The 20,024-nt window shown below is 44.0% G+C and carries 14 protein-coding genes; 8 read left to right on the plus strand and 6 right to left on the minus strand.

The annotated features are described in order from the left end of the window. The first annotated feature begins 34 nt into the window (after nt 1–34). Nucleotides 35–1,738 (plus strand): sensor histidine kinase, encoded by a 1,704-nt coding sequence (locus BUC05_RS08875; protein WP_051881182.1) that lies wholly within the window; start codon nt 35–37, stop codon nt 1,736–1,738. Then, nucleotides 1,726–2,460 (plus strand): response regulator transcription factor, encoded by a 735-nt coding sequence (locus BUC05_RS08880; RefSeq protein WP_035203478.1) that lies wholly within the window; start codon nt 1,726–1,728, stop codon nt 2,458–2,460. Before BUC05_RS08875 ends, BUC05_RS08880 begins: the two co-directional genes overlap by 13 nt. 215 nt (nt 2,461–2,675) lie before the next feature. On the opposite strand, the gene BUC05_RS08885 is transcribed toward BUC05_RS08880, so the two are convergent. Further along, entirely contained in the window at nt 2,676–2,909 is a 234-nt protein-coding gene (locus tag BUC05_RS08885) for a hypothetical protein (RefSeq protein WP_035203477.1), read from the minus strand. Between the two features lie 198 nt (nt 2,910–3,107). On the opposite strand from BUC05_RS08885, the gene BUC05_RS08890 reads away from it, so the two are divergent. The 4 genes from BUC05_RS08890 to BUC05_RS08905 are packed head-to-tail and all read left to right on the plus strand — an operon-like array spanning nt 3,108 to nt 8,880. Continuing rightward, on the plus strand, nt 3,108–4,388 hold the full coding sequence (locus BUC05_RS08890) for an ABC transporter substrate-binding protein (protein WP_035203474.1): 1,281 nt from the start codon (nt 3,108–3,110) through the stop codon (nt 4,386–4,388). 55 nt (nt 4,389–4,443) lie between these two features. Further along, nucleotides 4,444–5,328, plus strand: a complete 885-nt coding sequence (locus BUC05_RS08895) for a carbohydrate ABC transporter permease (protein WP_035203471.1) — start codon at nt 4,444–4,446, stop codon at nt 5,326–5,328. Nucleotides 5,329–5,343: 15 nt separating this feature from the next. After that, nucleotides 5,344–6,222: a carbohydrate ABC transporter permease gene (locus BUC05_RS08900; protein ID WP_082369160.1), complete on the plus strand. Its 879-nt coding sequence runs from the start codon at nt 5,344–5,346 to the stop codon at nt 6,220–6,222. Nucleotides 6,223–6,237: 15 nt separating this feature from the next. After that, a complete protein-coding gene (locus BUC05_RS08905; protein WP_035203468.1) occupies nt 6,238–8,880 on the plus strand; it encodes an alpha-L-rhamnosidase in 2,643 nt (880 codons plus the stop codon). Nucleotides 8,881–9,076: 196 nt separating this feature from the next. Here BUC05_RS08905 and BUC05_RS08910 read toward each other — a convergent pair whose 3' ends face one another. From BUC05_RS08910 to BUC05_RS08920, 3 genes are all read right to left on the minus strand, one after another. Further along, on the minus strand, nt 9,077–9,994 hold the full coding sequence (locus BUC05_RS08910; protein WP_167369565.1) for an undecaprenyl diphosphate synthase family protein: 918 nt from the start codon (nt 9,992–9,994) through the stop codon (nt 9,077–9,079). A 900-nt stretch (nt 9,995–10,894) separates the two neighbouring features. After that, nucleotides 10,895–11,602, minus strand: coding sequence for a GntR family transcriptional regulator (locus BUC05_RS08915; protein ID WP_035203463.1), 708 nt, complete (start codon nt 11,600–11,602; stop codon nt 10,895–10,897). Nucleotides 11,603–11,682: 80 nt separating this feature from the next. After that, nucleotides 11,683–12,882, minus strand: a complete 1,200-nt coding sequence (locus BUC05_RS08920; RefSeq protein ID WP_035203460.1) for an enolase C-terminal domain-like protein — start codon at nt 12,880–12,882, stop codon at nt 11,683–11,685. Nucleotides 12,883–13,178: 296 nt separating this feature from the next. Here BUC05_RS08920 and BUC05_RS08925 point away from each other — a divergent pair, with 296 nt between their 5' ends. Beyond that, nucleotides 13,179–14,534: a PTS transporter subunit EIIC gene (locus tag BUC05_RS08925; RefSeq protein WP_035203710.1), complete on the plus strand. Its 1,356-nt coding sequence runs from the start codon at nt 13,179–13,181 to the stop codon at nt 14,532–14,534. A gap of 467 nt (nt 14,535–15,001) precedes the next feature. Then, nucleotides 15,002–15,499, plus strand: a complete 498-nt coding sequence (locus tag BUC05_RS08935) for a hypothetical protein (RefSeq protein ID WP_035203455.1) — start codon at nt 15,002–15,004, stop codon at nt 15,497–15,499. A 167-nt stretch (nt 15,500–15,666) separates the two neighbouring features. Here the strand turns inward: BUC05_RS08935 and BUC05_RS08940 are convergent, their stop codons facing one another. Continuing rightward, on the minus strand, nt 15,667–18,630 hold the full coding sequence (locus tag BUC05_RS08940) for an ATP-binding response regulator (RefSeq protein WP_035203452.1): 2,964 nt from the start codon (nt 18,628–18,630) through the stop codon (nt 15,667–15,669). Between the two features lie 73 nt (nt 18,631–18,703). Further along, the gene (locus BUC05_RS08945; RefSeq protein ID WP_051881181.1) at nt 18,704–19,822 is read right to left on the minus strand and encodes a response regulator; all 1,119 of its coding nucleotides are present in this window, start codon (nt 19,820–19,822) and stop codon (nt 18,704–18,706) included. Nucleotides 19,823–20,024: the final 202 nt, after the last annotated feature.

The following is a 20,024-nucleotide window of genomic DNA, read 5'->3' on the forward strand; positions in this document are numbered from 1 at the left end:
GCGTATAATAAGAAATCAAAAAGGAGGGGTGGGCTTGTTTCAGCAATTGTATCAGCTTCTTGGTCTTAGTCGGTTTCGGCGCAAAATTTTAATCATCTTTCTTTTGTTTTCGATTATGCCTATTTTGTTTATCGGGTTTGTATCTAAACAGTTGGCAGACCGAAGCCTCATTGAAACGTATAGAGAACGTAATCAAGCGCAACTAGTCAATGCAAGCAAATTGATCGACCGTTCGTTGGAAGATATTGTGAACATTCAGCGTTTAATATTGGCGGACCGCTCGATTCGCCACGAGCTGGTCAGAAGCAATGAGCAAGTATACGAAGGAGACGAGACGATTGGTGTTGATACGTACCGGAACTTGCAGCGGTTATTGTCCAATTATTTGGTTGACCAGCGTTATGTCGATTCGGTTTGTCTATTTGATGCGTTTTTTCGCTCTGTCTGCCATGGCGGCAGCGCTGAAAGAGAGGCACAGACCTTTCAGACAAAAAAGTGGTATTTGGATGCGTTAAATGAAAATGGCGGTGAGTTGCTGTTTGCAGAGAATGTATTGGCTGAAGAGAAAGATACATTTTCTTACGTGAAATCGTTGCGTAATCCAGAAGAATTTAAATTGGATCGGATTGGGTTACTTGTAGTAACGATTGATAAGTCGCTGTTAGAAGATGTTAATACAAGCCAAGAAAGTGATTTGATCGTTCAGTCAGAAGATTATACAGTTTTGGATACAAGGACGGATGGCGGCAAAAGCGATGGCGTTGATGAAGCCTCATTAGAATCGGAAAACTACATTTTCGATGCGTATACAAATTCGGCTTCTGGTTGGAAACTATATTCCGTTATAAGCGAGGACAAATTGCTGGGACAGCTAAACAATATTGGCGCTGTCACATTAGCACTAGGCGGGGGAATGTCTGTGTTGTTAATGATTGTGATGATCCCTGTATCGCGACGATTAAGTGGCCCTTTATCGCAAGTTTATGAAAGCGCTATCCAATTATTTGGTTGGCCTCCTAATGAACAAAAAAGAGGGTTGGATGAGTTAAAAGTGATTGATGGAACATTTAAGCGTGTTGCTTTCCAACATAAACAACTAAATGAACGGTTAATGGAGGCAAAACTACGGGAAAAGGAGGCGGAGCTAAAATTATTGCAGGCGCAAATCAATCCTCATTTTTTATATAATACGTTGTCGTCTATTTACTGGCTGGCAAAAATGAAAAAACAGTCCGAGATTGCGCAAATGGCGATCTCACTATCTGAAAGTTTCAAAATTAGCTTGAACAACGGAAAAGAACACATCCCTCTCCAAAAAGAGTTGGAACATATTCGACACTACATTACGATTCAAAACATCCGGTTTCGAGGGAAATTCCAATACAAAGAAGAAATTGATGACCGTTTATTAAATGTCGAGATTATTAAACTATTGCTGCAGCCGCTGATCGAGAATGCGATTATCCATGGCTTAGAAAAGAAGGAAAGCACTGGCCGCGTTTTGCTGCGGGCTTTTGTAGAGGGGGATACACTCGTGTTTCAAATTAAAGACGATGGAGTTGGAATGGAACATACATCCCAAGCAATGCACGGATTTGGGTTAAAAAATGTTCATGAACGAATTCAGCTTTATTACGGAGGAAAAAGTGGGTTGACGATTGCAAGTGCCGTCAATCAAGGTACGGTGGTGACGGTGCGTTTACAACTTAGAAAGGGAGAGATCTTATGCTTCGGGTAATCATTGTCGATGATGAACCATTAATGGTAGAAGGCATGGTGCAAATGGTTGACTGGGAAGCAAATGGGGCGAAAGTAGTTGGCACGGCACACAGTGGTGGTGAAGCCCTTGTACTAGTAGAGAAGGAAAAACCTGATTTGATTTTTACAGACATTGAGATGCCCGGGATGGACGGGCTTGATTTTTTAGAAGCAATCAAACCGATTTCGCCCGATTCGCTATTGTTTCTTTTTAGCGCCCATACTGATTTTCATTATGCCAAGCGGGCATTAAAGCTAGGCGTGCTTGATTATTTAGTCAAGCCAGTCACAGTTCCGATGATCGAAGATGCCCTTGACCGGGCGCTCGTCCAAGAACGCAAGCTCGAACAAAAAGGGGGTGGTCGCCCTGAAAAAGCGAACCACCAGGCGATCCGAAAAGCGTTGGCTTTTATTGCTGAACGGTATAATCACGATATAACGATAGAGCATGTAGCGGAACATATTGGCATGAACGCTTCCTATTTCAGCACATTGTTTAAAAAGGAAATGGGCGTATCATATATCAAATACGTGACGAAATACCGGATGGAAATAGCGAAACAGTTGTTGCTGATGGGTGAAAAAGTAATGGATGTAAGTGAAAAAGTTGGCTATCAATCGTACCGCCATTTTTCCGAAACATTTAAAAAGCAGTACCAGATAACGCCAAGCGAGTTAAAAACGAAAGGGAGGACTGAATAACGGACGGAATATGCTGATGAGTTTGTCTAGGACATTACGGCGACTATTTGAACCAAAGAAATATACGTGAGGCAAGACTAGTGACGGTCTCACGCAGCCTTGAATAATTTAGCCTGTCGCCAAAGGTTCTCAGTTTAACCGAGGTAATCGACAGGCTGTTATGGACCGATGCCCGACCGAAAAAACATCCTGTCGACAAACGCTCGCACTCGATTCTATTCCTTAGTAAACCGATCTTGTTCTTCAAATTCAAACACAATTGATTTTACATTGTGTAAATTCTCTTCCGCAAATGTATCTTGGTCATTCTCATCCCCAATATACACCATTGCATTGGTCTCTATTTGATAGATCAAATTGTATAAGTATGCCAGCACATGGACGGGCGTTCCATCTCTAGGACTTTCCTGAACATAGACGCCATTTTCAAAGATAAATGTTGCCTTCAATGCAATCACTCCTTTTCTATAATTTATACGAGAGGAATAAGTTTCTCAATATTTATGAAAATCTTACATGAGTTGACTAATTCAAGCGTTAAACACGGTTATGCTTTTTTACCTAAAAAAAGCGGACATAAACCAATTTTTGAAGCGCTTACAAAAATCGTTTTTCCGTCTTAGACTAATAAAAAAGGAGGGGAACGAATGAAACAGTTGACTTTTCCACTTATGATGCTTGCTTCAATTGTTTTCGTCGGAGGGTGTTCATCAAGTTCTGGTGGAGAAATGGAAAGCAGTGGCGGCGAAAGGGAAATTCATTATTTATCAAATCGCACGGCCAATCAAGGCCAACCACGTATTGTGATGCCGATCATGGAACAATTCCAGCAGAACAATCCTGATGTATCTCTTGATCTAGAAACGATTGAGCAATCGGATCTTGTTCAGCGTATCCAACTGTTAACGGCAAGCAATGCGTTGCCAGACATGTTTGTGTATGAATCTGCTCAGCTGGATGATCTTATTTCAGGTGATTATATTGTCAATATTGAAGAAGCGTTAGGAGAAGCCGGTTTGCTAGATAATGTTCGCCCAGCAGCGCTCGATTTAATGCGGCAGTTAAGCGACACTGGAGAAATGTATGCGGTTCCAATGGAATTGAATATTGAAGGGTTCTGGTACAACAAAGAGATTTTTCAATCTCTCGGGTTAGAAGAACCACAGACGTGGGACGAGCTGATGGCCATCAGCGATGTACTTTTAGAAAATGAGATTCAACCATTTGCGTTAGCAGGACAAGACCGTTGGCCGATCACACGATTTATTAATGCGTATGCAGTCCGGTATTACGGGGTTGATGCGATGCAACGTGTAGCAGATGGAGATTTATCGATTACCGATGAAGGCTTCATTAAAGCCGCAAAAACGGTGCAAGAAATGAGTGAACGTGGCTACTTCGGACAAGGGGTCAACGCGATGGATTATGATGCGGCAACGGCTTCGTTTTTAACTGGCCAGTCGGCGATGTATTACATGGGCAGCTGGGCATTAGGGGAAATGAATGACGAAAATCAAAACCATATAGGCGGGCCAGAGAACATTGGCTTTTTTAATGTGCCTGTTGTGGAGGGCGGTGTCGGAACACTTGAGGACTATATGATGAATGCAGGGATCGTCACCGTCTTTTCTAAAGCAGGCTTTGATGAGCCGACACGGGAATGGTTTACCTATTTGTACACTCATTATGCAGACCGGGCGATGAGTGAGCATGGGATGGTTTCTGGTTTGGCGACAAGTATAGAGCCAAATGACGATGATCCATTAACCAAGCTTGTCCTTGACGAACTAGAGCAAGCGGAAAGCAGCGCTTTATGGTTTGAAGCAACATTTAATGCACGCAAACAGGAGCTTGCAGAAACAAATGCACAGCAGTTGATCGAGGGATCGCTGACTCCAGAACAGTTCATGAGTGCCCTTGATGAGTGACAAAACATGAAAGGGTTGGCCGCACGTGCTTGCCCTTTGAAAGGAGGAGCGCTTGATGGATAAAGTGTTAGGAAATAAAAAAACAATCCTATTTTTTGTGGGGCCAGCGTTGCTTTTGTATCTTCTATTATTAATTGTGCCAACGATTTGGTCGATCGGCTATTCCTTTTTTTCCGGATCGCCGCTTCGTGGGTTTGACTTTGTTGGGTTTGATAACTATACGGTTGCTTTAAGAGACAAGCATTTTTTAGATAGCCTCTTTGCAAGCATACGCTATGCGGCATTTGTCACGACCGGCCAAGTTGCCCTTGGGCTGTGCTTGGCGTTGTTATTTGTCTTTTTCTTAAAAAAACACTCATCACTTATACGAACATTGGTCTTTTTTCCTGTTATTTTGCCAGCAGTGGCAGTTGCCCAGCTGTTTTCAAAGCTTTTTGAATTCTCGCCGCAGCTAGGGTTGATCAATGACTTGCTTGCCGCGCTCCATTTAGATTCGTACGTCCAAGCATGGCTGGCGCAAGGAGATACGGCATTTGCCGTATTGGTCATAATGGACATTTGGCGCTCTATCGGGTTTTACGCAGTCATTCTTTACGCCGGTTTAATCGATGTGCCCGATGATGTGATTGAAGCAGCACGGCTCGACGGGGCTAGCGGGTTGCGCCTTGTGACAAGCATTGTCCTTCCAATGATTAGGCCGATTTTGTTGTCAGCCGTCATCTTTAGTTTAAATGGGACACTAAAAGTGTTTGAATCAGCTGTTGCCTTAACAGGGGGAGGGCCTGGGAACAGTACCACAATGCTTACGATGTATATGTACAATACCGCCTTTTCTTACGGAGAGTATGGGTATGGGAGCGCAATTGCCGTGTATTTGCTCATCATATGTTTGCTCGTAACATTATTGATTTACCGGTTCGCCAGAAAGAACATTGCCTAGAAGGGAGGAATCGCGATGAAAGCAACGCTTGCTGAACGTGCAGCAACGATAGGGGCAGGCAAAAAAAGAGGCGTTTGGCTATCTGTGCTCGGAAAAGGGTTGGTCGGTGTCTTTTTGCTTATAACCGTTTATCCAGTGATTTGGTTGTTGTTGTCTTCGTTAAAAGAACCGTCTGAATTTATGACAAACTCAATGAATGCGTTGCCTGAGGGGTTTTACCTAGGAAACTACGTAGAAGCGTGGAAAACAGGAAATATGGGCATTTATTTTCGCAATAGCATCTTCGTGACTTTTCCTGCGCTCATAGGCATTGTCCTCTTTGGTTCAATGGCGGCATTTGCGATTGAAAAGTTGCGCTGGAAGTTAAAAAACGTAGTCATGCTGTTGTTTTTAGCAGGGATTATGATTCCAGTGCAAATTGTTTTGCTGCCGTTATTCCAAATCTATTTCAATATCAATTTGCTGAATAGCTTGTTTGGACTCGGCCTTGTCTATTTGGTGTTTGGCTTGCCGCTGACCATCTTTTTATTTGCAAGCTATTTTAAATCGATGCCTAATGAGTTAATGGAAGCCGCTGTTGTGGATGGAGCGTCCATTTACCAAATCTTTTTCACGCTTGCGTTGCCGTTGCTTAAAAACGCGATTGTCACTGTCGCTCTTGTGCAATTCTTTTTTGTCTGGAATGACTTAATCTTTGCAATGAGCTTTATTCGCGATTCAGATCTTCGGACGATCCAGACAGGGTTAATGGGCTTTGCCGGTGAATATGGACAAAGAGAATGGGGGCCGACTTTTGCCTCTATTGCCCTAGCGGTTGTGCCCATCTTACTGTTGTACACGTTTTTGAATAAGCTTGTCATGAAAGGCATGACAAGTGGAGCAGTGAAAGGATAAAGGAGGAGCGGGCTAATGATTGCTGTGAAAGAAATGCGGTGTGAGGATAGGCTAAATCCGATCGGCCTAGATCGCCAATCGCCACAGTTTAGTTGGATTACGAAAAGCGATCGACCTGATTATGAGCAGACACGTTATGAAATTCAAGTAAGCATGGATGCAGAAGGAAAGGAAGCAATATGGTCCAAGCGTGTTTTTTCCAGTCAGTCGCTTGCTGTCCGCTATGAGGGGCCGCCGCTGGAATCATACAAACGTTACTACTGGCGTGTCCGTGTATGGGCAGGAGAGGAAAAATCTGATTGGAGTGGCGCCTCTTTTTTTGAAATGGGCATTTTGGAAGCCACTGAGTGGAAAGGGGACTGGATTACAAGCGCAGCTAATAGCGATGCCAATACATTTGCTTGTGCCCGCCAGTTTCAGGCAAAGAAACCAATCACAAAGGCGATTTTGTATGCTACAAGCTTAGGACTTTACGAATTAATGTTAAATGGGCAGCGTGTCGGCCATTATGCATTAACGCCAGGATGGACCAACTACCATGATCGGATCCAATACCAGGCGTATGATGTCAGCTTCCATCTAAAGGAAACGAATGAGCTTCGTGCTCTTGTCGGAGAGGGCTGGTATAGCGGTTACTTAGGGTGGAAAGGGCAAAAGAATACGTACGGCAATACCAATGCATTGTTGCTGCAACTGAGACTCGTATACGAAGATGGTTCAGTCGATTGGATTTATACAGATGAAAGCTGGCGGGAACTGGCCACACCGATTCAAATGTCCGATTTATATAACGGAGAAACTTACGATGGGCGAATTCAGTTTGAACAAATCGGCGACATGCGTATTTTTTCTTACCCAAAAGCCCATCTCGTTGCTCAAGAAAACGAACCAGTTGCAGTGATTGAACAGATAAGACCAAAGCGGTTATTTAGAACACCAAAGCAAGAGCTCGTTCTAGATATGGGGCAGAACATGGTTGGCGTCATTGAATTTAAGGTGAGAGGAAAAGAAGGGCAAAAGCTCCAACTCATTCATGGGGAAGTCCTTGACCACGAAGGCAACTTTTACCGTGCTAATTTGCGGGCCGCCGAGCAAACGGTTTCTTATATTTGCAGTGGAGAGGGCGAGGCGGTATACAGACCCCATTTTACATTCCAAGGCTTCCAGTTTGTTAAACTTGTCGGTTTCTCAGAAGACGTCAGCATCGACGATTTTACTGGTTTGGTTATGCATTCAGACATGGAGCAAACAGGCGATTTCCACACATCTGATTCGTCAATCAACCAGCTTCAACATAATATCCTCTGGGGGCAAAAAGGCAATTTTGTTGATGTGCCAACCGATTGTCCGCAACGGAATGAGCGGCTTGGCTGGACAGGGGATGCACAAATATTCATTCGTACAGCCAACTTTAATATGGGAACCAAACGTTTCTTTCAAAAATGGCTTCGCGATTTGGCCTATAACCAAAGTGGAGACGGTTCTGTGCCATTTGTCGTCCCTGATATTTTAAATGGAGAGTTCTCAGGGAACAAAGGCCGCACATGCGCTGCCTGGGGAGATGCAGCCGTTATTTGCCCGTGGACGCTGTACTGGAGCTTTGGAGACGAACAAGTCCTTTACGAACAATACGAAAGCATGAAAGCATGGGTGGACTATATTCGCAGCACAAGTGAGGACGGCCTCCTCTGGCAAAATGAATTTCAATTAGGCGACTGGCTTGCTTTAGATGCCGAGGAAAATAGCTACTACGGAGCAACAGACAATGATTTAGTCGCTTCGGCTTATTACGCTTATTCCACAAAGCTTCTTGCAAAAACGGCCCGTGTCATTGGCAAAGTCGACGATTACCATCAATACAAGGCATTGTTTAAGCAAATCAAACAAGCATACCAAAAGGCGTACATGACTGCGCCTAACAGGCTGTACTCTGACACACAAACCGCGTATGTGCTCACGCTCCACTTCGGTTTAGCAGAAGAAACACAACGGCAAGGGCTTGCGGCACGGCTTGTAGAATTAATCCGCCAAAATGGCACCCATTTAACGACAGGTTTTGTCGGCACACCATACTTGTGCCATGCGTTGTCAGACAATGGCTACACCGATGTCGCCTATGAATTGTTGTTTCAACGGACGTATCCGTCTTGGCTTTACCAAGTTGATCGAGGCGCTACAACGATGTGGGAGCATTGGGACAGCATCAAGGAAGATGGTTCCTTCTGGAGCACAGACATGAACTCATTTAACCATTACGCTTATGGCTCAATTGGTGATTGGATGTACCAACATATCATTGGGCTTGATGCCGTTCAAGCAGGCTACAAAACAGCGATCATTGCGCCAAAACCTACGGAAAAGCTAACGTATGCAACGGGCACCCTTAAAACACCATACGGAAAGCTGGCGTCGGAATGGCATTTGCAGGGGGAAACGCTCACAATAAAAGGAACCGTACCGGAAAACACAAGCGCTTATATTTGCCTCCCAGCCGTAGCAAACCAAGAAGAAATGAACGCGCTTAATATAAATCCAGCAAGTATTGCATCAGAAGAAGCAGAAACGGTTTTCAGGCACATGCGCGAAGACAGCGTCTTAATCAAGCAAGGATCAGGCCCGTTTTCATACACATATCAAGCAAGAATGGCAAAACAATAGACGATACAACCTTTAGGGGAGAAGGGTGTTAGAAGGGAACCGACTCCCCTCAAACATTTTGGTACGAGTGAAGAAGATTAATAAGAAAAAGAAGATGTTTTGCGAGAAAGGTTTAATAGCAAAAAGACCAGAAGTCACATCGAGGTCTTTTAGTGTTGTTAAGAAACAAGGATTTTAAAATTGGGGCTGTGTTTTTTCAAGAGCCTTTTCTTCGCTCCCTGGATACATACTCCTGCAAAGATTTTTCCAACCAGTTGCTATCAAAGTCTGGCCAATAAACTTCAGGAAAATAAAGTTGGGAGTCTCCTGTTAGAAAGGATAAAAAATCGGCTGAATTATGCGGATCATTCCACGAACCCGTTCGAATAATGAAATCAACACTTGGTAAATAGCCAGTCCAAGAATGTTTTTTTAGTAAAGAATTAAATGTGAGAGGATCCTTATTGATATTTTTTTCTAGCACATGGTCATCTAATAATGAAATGACAGCTTGCCCGCGTTCTATTTTACCATCATAAGCAACTAATAATGTTAATATGCCCTTGTCGTTATTAGCGGTCTTCACCAACAGTTTTTCAATAATATCAATGGTGTCTTTTTCTAAAAACGTTCTCCAACTTCCACAAACCTGGACTTTTATTTTATTTTCCATGATTTTTGGATCGTTCAGTAGCTCAGTAAATTTTTTAGCATATAATTTATGCATGGCTTTCACTAAACTTTTTTCTCTATTTTTAAGATTATCTACAGAACTGACCCAAAAAGTAACATAGTTAACACCTTTACTAAACAATGCTTCCGTTATATATTGAAAATTTGCGGCACCTTTATCATATAGTGAGCCTTCAGAAAGTAACCCTTTCTTTTTAGCCCAACGTCTGTTTCCGTCTGGAATAATTGCTATATGATTGATAAAATTAATAATAATCCTCTCCCTAGGAACATTAACTATACGCTCATCATAAAGTTTTATTTTTCCACTTGTCAAACGATAAACGGAATCGTTCAGGAAACCTATTTGCTTCGCAATCGTAGCAACTAAGAAGATAGAAAAGCGCTTTACATAAGCTCGGCAAGAATGGCACCGGAAGAAGCGGAAACGGTTTTCAGGCACTCGCCTAGACAGCGTTTTAATCAGGCGAGAATCAGGCCCAAATTCACACATATATCAAACAATAATGGCGAAACAGATACACAACCTCATGTGGGGAAGAAGAAATGGTTAGAGGAGCTCCATCAATCGTTTCCTTGTGAGCATTCAGTATGATTAAAGAAGATCAAAAAACACTTGGTGCGAACCCCAAGCGCACATAAAATCCCTAGATCACCCGCACCAAAAAAGAGCTTAAATATGAAATAATATGTGTAATGATGGTAAAATGCTGTCTGTATGCCATGATAGAATAAAAGAAAGGAGCGGCATTTTCCTATACTTGTTGTTTTCCTGTCAATAAATAGGGGAATTTCGCTGTCGCACTCTTTGTGAGTGCGTGGATTGAAATAGCAGGGAGAACCTTTTCAATCGATATTCCCATAGTCGCACTCTTTGTGAGTGCGTGGATTGAAATATAATATATTCCCACCAATCTGTATCATTGACTATGTCGCACTCTTTGTGAGTGCGTGGATTGAAATCAACAACAGGTCAAGTTGGGCATGGTACTGTCTTTGTCGCACTCTTCGTAAGTGCGTGCTCGTTCGTATGCAACCTAATAACCAGTAGGTTATGGACGTAAGGCATTTGGGGGAGGTGGATGTGCCATAAAACGAAAACCAGTAGTTTTAGGTGTAGGCGGGCTTCTAGTAATTGGTATGGCTGTAAGTGCAGTCATCTTATTGAATGCGGACAAGGATTCTGTGCCAGGGAGAACCCAATTAAAAGAGAATGAAAGAGACTCGAGTGATTATTGGACCGCAGACAACATGAAAAAAGCTGTTCCGGGGGCAGGAATGGAGGACTAACGCCTGCTCCTCGAACAGCTTTTGCTAGCTAGTTGGTGTTTGGTTTCGTTCGTTATTTTTTTCTGAACTGGTGTTTAAAACGGTTAAACGGGGTGAAGTATGAAACGGCGTAGTCTAAGTTAATAAGCTCGCTGTATTCAAAGACGCGCCCGTCGTTAAGAATGCCGCGATTGACAATTTTCATGGCTGCGATGCCTTTTTTGCAATTTAACAAATTGGCTTGTTCTTTTGTTACGTTGACGGCACTGTAAGTGGTAATAAAGTGGGAGATGTCGTAGCCGCATTGCTGGACATATTCATGGACGGAGCCGGCAGCAATTTGTTCTGTCAGATCAGGGAAATAGGAGCAGGGAAGCTGTGTTGTTTCAATTTGGACTTTTTGGTAATCGACGATCCGGACGCGTGTAAACTCCCACACAAAGTCGTTTTTCATATCGAATATGTTTTCAATTTCAGGCGTCATCTTCTTCTTTTGCATGGCAATGACCGTTGATTGAATGTCTTTGAATTTCTTTTCGGTTAACGAATTATAAATAAGGGGGCTTTCCCTAATTGTTTTTGTGACAAACATGCCAGAGCCTTGCACAACTTGTACACTGCCGATGTTTATTAATTTTTTGATTGCTTTTCGGATTGTGTAACGAGAGACTTGGTAGTGTGTGGCGAGGGCTCTCTCCGTTGGCAATTTTTCGCCAGGGGCATATTTGTTTTGATAAATTTTGCTTAGCAAGTCATCGGCGACAAATTGTCTTTTCTTCATGTTTCTCCCCTCATCTAAGGCTGAATCGTTTCATTTAGTATAAAAGCCCTGTTTGCACACTGCAAGCAAGGCTTTTATCGTTATGGCGTATGAATCGCTCCGTTTGGCAGGCGAGCCTGTGTCCACTCATGTTTTCGGTACACGACTGGGTAGTTTTGCGCCAACGTTTCGTCAAATGACACACCAATGCCAACTTCATCAATCGGGTAAATGTAGCCTTGCTTGACTTGGACGGAACCGGGAAACATTTCCTCAATGATGGCTTCTGGTTCTTGGATTTCTTGAATGGCAGCCTGATGGAGGTGAATGTTCAAGTGTGTGTTGACCGCTACACCGATCGGCGTCATATCCGACGGGCCATGCCAGGCAATTTTCACACCAAACTGGCTGCATAACGCGCCGAGCTTTAATGCAGGTGTAATTCCGCCTATTTGTGAAACGTGGCATCGAATGTAATCGATTTGCCGATTGGCAATTAAGTGCTTCCACTCCATTGGGTTATTAAACAGTTCGCCTGTGGCAATAGGAGTTGTACACTGGGCGCGTAGTTGGGCGAGCCATTCATTTTGGTCAGGGGGCAAAACGTCCTCTAAAAAGTACGGCTTATACGGTTCCAACTCTTTGGCAAGCTGGATCGCTTGGATCGGTGAAAGCCGTTCGTGGACATCGTGAAGAAAATGGAGGCTATAGCCATATTTTTCACGCAGCGCTTTAAACATGCGCACGACATCTCTCATGTAAATGTCAGGATCGTAATATTCCCCTTCCAGTTGTCTTACTGGTAAGTGCATGTCATGGTTTTTGCCGCCATATTTGCCAAGTTGGCAACGAATATGTTTAAACCCTCGCTTGATTAGCGCATCTACGTTTTTGAACAATTCTTCCAAAGTAAGCCCGTCCGCATGAGCATATGCAGCAATCGCGCTTTTTGATTTTCCGCCAAATAATTGGTAGAGCGGCATGTTTGCAAGCTTTGCTTTCATATCCCACAACGCCATATCGATGCCAGCAATGGCGTTGTTCATAATTGGGCCATTGCGCCAGTATGCGTTCACCATCATCATTTGCCATAAATCTTCAATATCGTGGGCGTCACGCCCGAGCAAAAGCGGTGTTAAGTACTGGTCAACGACCATTTTGACAGGAAGCGGTCGCTGTTGGAACGTGGCGCAGCCATAGCCAGTAAGGCCAAGGTTGGTCTTGACTTTCACCACCACAAAATTATGGCGATGGGGATTGGTCACAAATGCTTCAATAGATGTAATGATGTTTGGTTCCACGGGATGCACTCCTTCTCATTGATTCCTTTTTATAGAACGGCATGAGGACATAGTTTCTACCTGTTTTCCTGTTGATTAAAGCATATGGAAAACAAGGGGTCAATTTGGTTAGAAATGCATCGGCTAAAACGAGTATTTACCATACCAATTTCGAATGAATATTTGTGTAAGTACTGATAAATAAGGATTTTACGTTTTTATTGGTATTTTTTGAAACGTTTTCAGTCGGGGGCTCTTATGCTACGATATGCCTGTCGATGATCATCAAATTCGAAAGTGAAGGAAGGCTGCTTCTTATGAAAGACAACGAACTTATTCCACTTATCATTCAATATGTAGGCGGACAAGACAACATTAAAAAAGTATGGCACTGTATGACCAGACTTCGGTTTGATTTGCATGATTTCTCAAAAATAGAACGTGATCAAATAAAAGAGTTACAGGGCGTAGTAGGAGAACAACTGACCAACGACCAATACCAAATCGTTATTGGCACGCATGTGCAGAAAGTCTATGCAGCTCTGACAGAAGAGCTAGGGCTTGATGAAGACAAAACGAGCGCAGAGCCAGCAAAGAAAAAAGGCTTTTTCGGGGCGATTTTAGACATTGTTTCTGGCGTGTTTGGCCCGATCGTGCCTGCGATTGCAGGGGCGGGGATGATCAAAGGAATTTTGGCGGGGCTAATTGCATTGGATGTGCTATCGAATGAGAGTGATGCCGTCATTATTCTTGATCTCGTGGCGAGCTCTGTGTTTTATTTCTTGCCTTTCTTCTTAGCAGCTTCGGCAGCCAAAATATTTAAAACGAATCCGTATTTAGCGTTGGCGGTCGCAGGTGGATTTATGTATCCATCGCTTTTGGATGCCGCGAAACTAGGGGAAGTGACCCAATTCAGTTTTATGGGACTGCCTGTTCCGGTCATTAACTATAGTGCAACGGTTATTCCGATCATCCTGTCTGTTTGGGCGTTAAGCTATATTAACAAATACGTTGATCAATATATGCCAAATGTGCTGCGCACGGTATTTACACCGACGTTAACGCTGTTCATTGCGATTCCATTTGCGCTCATTGCCACAGGTCCCTTAGGTGCGTATGTCGGCAGCTTGCTTGCTTCGTTTATTGAACTGTTGTTTAATCTTTCGCCTATTTTAGCAGGTGTAGTAGTTGGCGGCATTCGTCCGATTGCGATTGTGTTTGGCATGCACCATGCGATGACGCCCATTGCTTTGCAAAATTTCGCTGACAACGGCTTTGATATGATGATGCCGATGTTCTTAATGACAAATATGGCGATTGCAGGGGCCACGTTTGCGGTCTTTTTCAAATCAAAAAGCAAAAAGGAAAAATCGGTTGTCTTGTCGGCTGGTGTATCTGCTTTGCTTGGTATCACGGAACCTGCACTATTTGGGGTGTTAATTAAATACAAAAAAGCGTTTATTGCTTGTACAATTGCCAGCATGGCTGGTGCGACGTTCTTTGCGCTTCTTGGCGTCCGCATTTATGGATATATTCTTTCGAGTATTGTCAGCCTTGTCGCTTATGTCGGGCCGTACTTCTGGTTCGCAATTCTTGGCATTGTCTTATCGATTGGAATAGGGTTCGCAGTGACGTACTTCACACTTAAAAGCAAAGAAGTGAACAGCCATTAATGTGAAAAAATGAACAACATGGTGGGGGAGAGGAGGGAGCCATCGCCGTTATCCAACAAGAAGGGAATATGTTTAAGCAACTTAGGGTACGGCTTCGCTCAGATTTTCTAAAAGCGCCTTGCCCACATATAAACGATTTGCCAACTGCGGGGTTTGCCTGGAAACAATGGCGCACCGCCAGAATGGCAGCTCGACTTTTTTGGAACGGCGGACAAAGCAACGCCGTTTCTTCATCGTTTGCGGCTTTTCCATCTTAACAGGTTAGGCCGTACGTTTTTCGATCAAAGTTCTTACTCGCTCCCCTATATTTCCCATTGCTGCAAGAAACGCCTCTTCCTTTAGGTCATCAAAGCAAAAGAAGGAAGTTGGCTACTAGAAAAAGAATAATAGCAAAATGAATGGAGCATAGCATGTGTAGCAAATGAACGTGAGACGCTAAAACAACCATTCAAGGGAGCGATAGAGGGATGGCAAAAAAGCTGGGAGTGGCTTTTCTCTTTGTATGGCTGAGCGCTGCTGTAGCTGGGTGTGGCATGTTTGCAGCGGGAGGACAAGAAATAGAAGAAAAATCGAAATTTGAAGCCGGTGTAAAAGAGCCTCCTATTCCCACGATCACAATCGGCAACGAACCATTTCAACCAGCGCTTGGCGCTTATTCCTGGGGAGTTGAAAATAGCAGTGGCACCGTGACAAGTACTGAAGTTGACATTGCTCCTCCTCCTGAGCAGGCGAAGCATATGGAGTCAATTGCTGTTGCTGGGGAAGATGATCTTGAAATTGATTTTGGTTCAGTCCATCCGCCAAAGCCAATGGATTTACACATTTGGGAGGACGGAAAACGACGTTTTGTCGACGGTGACATGCGGTTAGCTGATTATAAGGGGACGGGTTCAGTTATTGTTGAGTTGTATGGCGAGTGGCACGAAGGGCATGCAAGCTACGTATTTGTATTAGAAGTACGGTGATGTCGTATGCTGCATCATATATTGTAAGTTGTGGAAATGAAGCGAATCGGCTAGGAAATCAAAACATAGGCTTGTCCGCTTTCGCCACGTTGCCGCACAGGCGAAGTTACTGGAAAACAAAAGCGGCCATAGCGTAAGACAAATTCTTATGCTATGGCCGCTTTTTGTTACTGAAGGGGCGCTGTAAAGGAAACGGTCGTGCCTTTGCCGATTTCGCTAGAGACGGAAAGGCCGTTTCCTAGTTGTTTTTGGAGCCGTAAATTCGTATTGGCGAGGCCAATGCTTTTTTTCGTTGATTTGGTTTGGGTGAAGAGTGTATTCAGTGTGTCTTGGTCCATGCCGACTCCGTCGTCTTTAATCGCGATGTGCGCTTTTCCGTCTTTTTTGTACACATGCACTTCTAATGTTCCGCCTGCTTCTTGCTTTAAAATGCCATGAAGGATGGCGTTTTCGGCAAGGGGCTGGATGGAAAGAGGCGGCACCAGGCAATCAACATGCTCGTCAATCGCCCATTTGACTTGCAGACGCTCGCCGAATCGTTCTTGTTCGATGTACAGATAGGAGCGGAGCAAGTCGAGTTCTTCACTTAGCGGGATGACAGGCGACAGTTTTTTTTCGTTGAAGCTGGCGCGCAAATAGCGGCCAAATTCAGCGATTAAATCGAGCATCCTGTCTGTGTCAACGGTGCTAAGGGAGGCGATGGTGTTTAGCGTATTAAATAAAAAGTGTGGTTCAATTTGCGCTTGCAGCCAGGCGGCTTCGAGGCGCAATCGGTCTTCGATTGATTGCTTTAAGGCGAGCATGGCCTCAATCCGTGTTTGTAGTTCGAGCAAATCGACTGGTTTGCCGATATAATCGTTTGCCCCGGCGCGGAAGCCTGCGTAAATGTCTTCTGGCTGTATCCGGGCTGTAACGAGCAAAATCGGCAACTCGGAAACCGAATAGGTTTGGCGGATGTGCTTGACGAGCTCAAGGCCTGACATTTCCGGCATCATGACGTCAGCAATCACTAAATCCCAGCGTTCTTCTGCTACTTTCCGCAGCGTGGCTTTAGGTGACGTCTCTGTCACCAACTGGTATGGCTTTGTCGATAGGGCGTGGCGCAACACTTTTAAGTTGACGGGGTCGTCGTCAACAGCGAGTATCCGAAATGGCGCTTCCCTCTCAGGCTGTTGTGGCGCTTCGGCAGCGGCAACTTCGTTTGGTTGTTCAGTCGTTAGGGCGGTGGCGATGGCTTGATGGTTGGCGCTTTTTGCTAATGGCAACGTGAAGGAAAAGCTTGAACCTTGGCCAGGCGAAGAGACGACGTTGATTTGACCGCCATGCATTTCTACGAGCTCTTTGCAAATCGCTAGTCCAAGCCCTAATCCTTCGTTGTCAGCATTTGCCCCTTGTTCGTATGGTTCAAAAATGCGTGCCTTTGTGCTTTGGTCCATTCCTAATCCTGTGTCGATGACGCGGATCGTTGCCAGCTTCCCTGAATGGGAAGCGGCAATCGTGATTGTGCCTTCGTTCGTGAACTTGCCGGCATTGTGAAGCAAGTTAAACAAAATTTGGCTTACGCGATTGGCGTCGGCAAACACAAGCGGAAAATCGTTCGGGATAGCGACAACGAAACGGGTTTTTTCATTGTCGATTAAGAAGTTCAACGTATCCAAAGTCCGGCGAATGATTGGCTCAAGTTGGATAGCTTCTTGTTGCAATGTCAACTTTCGCTCTTTAAATACAGCTAGGTCGATTAAATCATTAAGCAAGTAAGACATGCGACGGCCTATTGAAACGAGCAACTCTAAACTTTGTTGGCTTTTTTGGTCAAGAACTTGTTTGTTTTCTGTTGCGACAGTTTGGGCGATGTTCATCATCCCGTGTAATGGGTTCCGCATTTCATGGGATGTGGAAGCAAGAAATTGGTCCTTCTGTTTATACTCTCGTTGTAGCTTCGCCAACAATGTCGCATTTTCGTCTTCGGCATGGAAAAACCGTAAAAACCAAAAGCTTGAAAAACATAGAAACGCAACCGTTAAATCAACAGGGTAAAACATTAGTGTTGGCATAGCAACACTATCGACGTAACGGTAAAGCATCATCCATAGGACGTTGGAGGCAACCGCCAGTGCTGCCAAATAGAGCAGCAAAGCCCCTTTTAGTTGGGCCTGTACGATTTTCAGCATGATAAACGTGATCGTGCTAAATGCAAACACAATAGCAACCGCCAGCAAGAACCCCGTTTTATGTAAAAGGGAGAGTGGCACAAGTAAAAGATAAACAAAATAAAGGCCAAACAGTGTAGAAGCCACACGTACTGTCCGTTTGTAAGAAGGAGCAAATGTGCGCAAGACGAACAACAAAAACGAGAGCGAGAGCCCGGCGTAAAATAAATATGTCAAGCGCTTATCCCATTCACTGTTTAACGCAATAAAGTAACCGAGTACTTTGTTGTCTGATATTAGGACAGACGCTGCTGCAAAGAAAGCGGCCAATGCAAAGAAGAGGATGCCCTTTTTTGCAGGTTTGATGGCCTTCAAAATACAGGCATATATGGCATGAATGAGCATGATGGCGGCTACAGCCATTTGTAAAAGCGATTCAATAGCATTTTTTCTCTCTATGTTTTCGCTCGGACCAAAATAAAGCGAACGAGGCGTTGGCAGCCAAGAGTGGCGGTCAATCTCTTCCAGTTGAAACGTTAGCCGGATCAGTCCGTTCTCATCAGGCTGGATAGAGGCAAGAACGGTCGGCGACATTTGTCGGTTTTGCGTAGAGGTTTGATACAAGCGTTGCCCATTTGCTGACACTGAAAGAATCCCATGAGGCAAATGAATATAAAATCCATAATAGCGCTCAGTATCTTGTACTTGCAGATCGAGCTGGTACGTACCTTGCAGTTCCAGTTCCGTCGGCCCTGGGATCGTTTTAAGTGCCTGTTCCTCGCTGTGTAAAGGGATAAATTTCCATTCGCCTTCCAGTGACACATAACCAGGTTGGGAAAAAGCAAAATCGCTTAAGTCGAGTACGCCGTTTTTAGCGGTTGGCTGATCTGGCAAACCTGTCATCGCGTTCCACACTAAACGAATAATAAGCAGAGCAAGTAAAAATACACATACGATAAGAAGCTGTTTCTTAGTGGGCATAGGCGACTCCTTCAAATCCAAGCAACTTTCACCTTCTAAAAGGTGAGCCTGTTCATTTGCGATATAGGGATCATTATTCTGTTAGTTGTTTTCTGCATTCGTCATGTAGTTTGATAAGTTCAGGGGAGGGGGCGATCGCAAATTCTTCGTCGAGCATGTGGACGAGCTTATTATATTGCTTTTCGAAATAAAAGGGCTCGTTTAACGCTGCGTAAATTCTCATGAGCATACAATAGCTTTCCTCCAGAAATGGGTACATTTCTTGGATTTTTTGGCCTAGTCTAGCAGCTTGCTCGTATCGGCCTTGTTCAAACAGGTAGTCCGCCACGGCAGTCGCCGTTTCACGCCACAGGTTTTTTAAATGTTCACGTCTATTTTCAGCCCAAAGGTAATCTTCTTCGTGTAAATAATCACCTCGGTATTCATCCAGTAATGTAAGGTAGGCAGGAAGTGTGCTGTCTGAAAGCGCTGGAAGCTGGCTCCATTTCTTTTCCCATTCCAAATAATCAATGTGGATGTCGCCAACTTCTAATGTGTAGCTCTGCTCAAAGTTGTCAATACGAATGGAAGGGAATACGCTAGTAAGCGTTTTTCGGATCAAATAGACAGTCGAATACAGTTGGGCATAGGCTTTTTTGTAGTCGCTGTCTGGCCAAAAAGTCTCGATGATCACGTCTTTGCGGACATGGTGTCCAAGGTGGTGTAGCAAAAATAAAAACAACCCTTTCGCTTTGGAGGTTCGCCAATGGATATGAATCGGTTTTTCTCCAGAAAAGAATTGTAACGAAGGGAGGCAGCATATCGTTGTTTTTTCAGCAGGGATACTTTCCTGCTGTTTTTTCGTTTGTAGGCGTTCAAGCGTCTTTTTTAGTCTATTCTTGCTAATTGGTTTCATGATGTAATCGACTGCATTTAATTCAAATGCTTTGACTGCATATTCTTGATAGGCGGTGACAAACACAATTTGGATGTCAGGGTGTTTGCTTAGAACCGTTTCGGCCAGTTCCATGCCGTTTACATTGGCAATTTCAATATCTAAAAACAACAAATCTGGCGGTGTGCTCAGCACCCAGTCGAGCGCTGTAGAAGCAGAAGTAAATGATCCGGTGATTTCAACATCTCCAACCCCAAGCAGCTGGTTTTCCAAGAAAGTCAGTGCATGAGGCTCATCATCCACGAGCACAGCTTTCATACGGAGCCCCCCTTTTTTCAATGTTTTTTCTTCATTATAGCAATTTCTTCCCAGATAACCTACTGAAATTTGAAAAAACTAGTAATAAATTCGGTGTAGCGAACTATATAGGTTTTGTAGAGATGGGTTTGATACATTTCGTTAGGCTGATCAATGCCTGAAAAGGCGTTTTTTGGTGAAAATGCAAAAAGGAGGGGACAAG

The organism is Shouchella rhizosphaerae, from assembly GCF_900142675.1.
Classification (GTDB): domain Bacteria; phylum Bacillota; class Bacilli; order Bacillales; family Bacillaceae_D; genus Shouchella; species Shouchella rhizosphaerae.

What these genes read in the sequence shown, in the direction of transcription:
- BUC05_RS08880 (WP_035203478.1), top strand. Translation starts at nt 1,726, where the DNA reads ATGCTTCGGGTAATCATTGTCGATGATGAACCATTAATGGTAGAAGGC.
- BUC05_RS08890 (WP_035203474.1), top strand. Translation starts at nt 3,108, where the DNA reads ATGAAACAGTTGACTTTTCCACTTATGATGCTTGCTTCAATTGTTTTC.
- BUC05_RS08895 (WP_035203471.1), top strand. Translation starts at nt 4,444, where the DNA reads ATGGATAAAGTGTTAGGAAATAAAAAAACAATCCTATTTTTTGTGGGG.
- BUC05_RS08900 (WP_082369160.1), top strand. Translation starts at nt 5,344, where the DNA reads ATGAAAGCAACGCTTGCTGAACGTGCAGCAACGATAGGGGCAGGCAAA.
- BUC05_RS08905 (WP_035203468.1), top strand. Translation starts at nt 6,238, where the DNA reads ATGATTGCTGTGAAAGAAATGCGGTGTGAGGATAGGCTAAATCCGATC.
- BUC05_RS08915 (WP_035203463.1), bottom strand. Translation starts at nt 11,602, where the DNA reads ATGAAGAAAAGACAATTTGTCGCCGATGACTTGCTAAGCAAAATTTAT.
- BUC05_RS08925 (WP_035203710.1), top strand. Translation starts at nt 13,179, where the DNA reads ATGAAAGACAACGAACTTATTCCACTTATCATTCAATATGTAGGCGGA.
- BUC05_RS08935 (WP_035203455.1), top strand. Translation starts at nt 15,002, where the DNA reads ATGGCAAAAAAGCTGGGAGTGGCTTTTCTCTTTGTATGGCTGAGCGCT.
- BUC05_RS08940 (WP_035203452.1), bottom strand. Translation starts at nt 18,630, where the DNA reads ATGCCCACTAAGAAACAGCTTCTTATCGTATGTGTATTTTTACTTGCT.
- BUC05_RS08945 (WP_051881181.1), bottom strand. Translation starts at nt 19,822, where the DNA reads ATGAAAGCTGTGCTCGTGGATGATGAGCCTCATGCACTGACTTTCTTG.